We start from the raw sequence: 1,556 nt of genomic DNA, 5'->3' as shown, positions 1-1,556 counted from the left end.
ACTCGGGCAGCAGCCCGCGCACGGCCTGCCCCCGCCTTCATGGCCGGGCCGAACCAGGGCGACGGCAGGCCCTCCTTGAGCGCCCAGCGCAGGGCGCGCTCGCCCAGCGGGCGCGGCACCTTCTCGTCCACGATCTTGCGGCCGATGTCCACCAGGTGGCCGTACTGCACGCCGCTCGGGCAGGTGGTCTCGCAGTTGCGGCAGGTCAGGCAGCGGTCCAGGTGCAGCTGCGTCTTGCGCGTGGGCTGCTCGCCCTCCAGCACCTGCTTGATGAGGTAGATGCGGCCGCGCGGGCCGTCCAGCTCGTCGCCCAGCAGCTGGTAGGTGGGGCAGGTGGCGGTGCAAAAGCCGCAATGCACGCACTTGCGCAGGATGGCTTCGGCCTCCTGCCCTTCGGGCGTGCCCTGGAATTCGGGGGCGAGCGTGGTTTGCATGGCGTGTCTCGGCGGTGGGGTGGTCAGGGGCCGGGGGGCTCGGCGTGCGGCGCGCGCTGGGCCAGCGCGCGGCGGGCGCGCCAGAGCCGGGCCAGGTGTTCGAAATCGGCCGCCAGCGGCGGCAGCGACAGGCCCAGCAGGATGGCGGCCAGCGGCACGACCCAGATGAAGCCCACGTGCTTGAACCCGGCCGCGCCCACGATGCCGCCCACGGTGAACATGGCCAGCAGGCTGGCGAACAGCCGCAGCCGCGCCTGGTTGGCGTGCACCTGCGCCTCGGGGGGCGTGCCGTTGCGGTTCCAGTACAGCATCTTGCCGATCTCGATGCCCAGGTCGGTCGCCACGCCGGTCATGTGCGTGGTGCGGATCTGCGCCGAAGACATCTTGGTGACCACCGCGTTCTGCAGCCCCATCAGGAAGGCCAGCAGCAGCACGGTGAGCGGCACGGAAAACGGCGTGCGCCATTCCAGCGTGATGGCGCCCAGCAGCCCGAAGACCAGCAGCAGCAGGGCCTCCAGCAGCAGCGGCAGCGCAAAGCCGCTGCGCAGCCGGTGGTGGCGCGCCCAGTTGACCAGGATGGCCGTGGTGCCCGCGCCCGACATGAAGGCCCACAGCGTGCCCACCGCGCCCAGCACCAGCGCCATGTTGCCCAGCACCAGGTTGTCGGCCACCATCGACAGGAACCCCGTCATGTGCGAGGTGTACCGGTGCACCACCAGAAAGCCACCCGCGTTCACCGCCCCGGCGTTGAAGGCCAGCAGCAGGCCGAGCAGCCGGTTGGTGGACGGGGTCCGGTGCCGGCCGGTGAGGTGCCGCAGCAGCCGCATGGCGCTACCGCCCCGGGCCCATCCGGCCGGGGTTGAAGATGCCCGCCGGATCGAACGCCTGCTGCAGCCGGGCATGGATCTGTGCCAGCGTGCCGGGCAATACCGGATCGAAATGGCCTGACGCCCTAGTACCGATTGCCTTTTCTGCTACAAAAAGAGAAGCACTCCCACCCACGACCTGCGCTGCCTCGTGCAGCGCCGCGCCCGCGTCCGGCGGGGCCTGCACCCAGCGCAGGGCGCCGTGCCATTCGATCAGCGGCGCCGCCACACCGGCGGGCAGCGCCAGCATGGGGCG

The 1,556-nt window shown here is 71.3% G+C and carries 1 protein-coding gene and 2 pseudogenes; all 3 read right to left on the bottom strand.

What is annotated here, in order from left to right:
• Window positions 1-434 (bottom strand): annotated as a pseudogene (locus AC27IO_RS24080) (4Fe-4S dicluster domain-containing protein); the annotation flags it as partial.
• Between the two features lie 23 nt (window positions 435-457).
• Window positions 458-1,261 (bottom strand): YoaK family protein, encoded by an 804-nt coding sequence (locus tag AC27IO_RS24075; RefSeq protein ID WP_284430315.1) that lies wholly within the window; start codon window positions 1,259-1,261, stop codon window positions 458-460.
• A gap of 4 nt (window positions 1,262-1,265) precedes the next feature.
• Window positions 1,266-1,556 (bottom strand): annotated as a pseudogene (gene glcE / locus AC27IO_RS24070) (glycolate oxidase subunit GlcE); the annotation flags it as partial.

The sequence above is a fragment of the Acidovorax sp. KNOB132 genome, from assembly GCF_057541515.1.
Note: the sequence above shows the minus strand (reverse complement) of the source record. Positions and strands in the feature narration are given on the sequence as shown.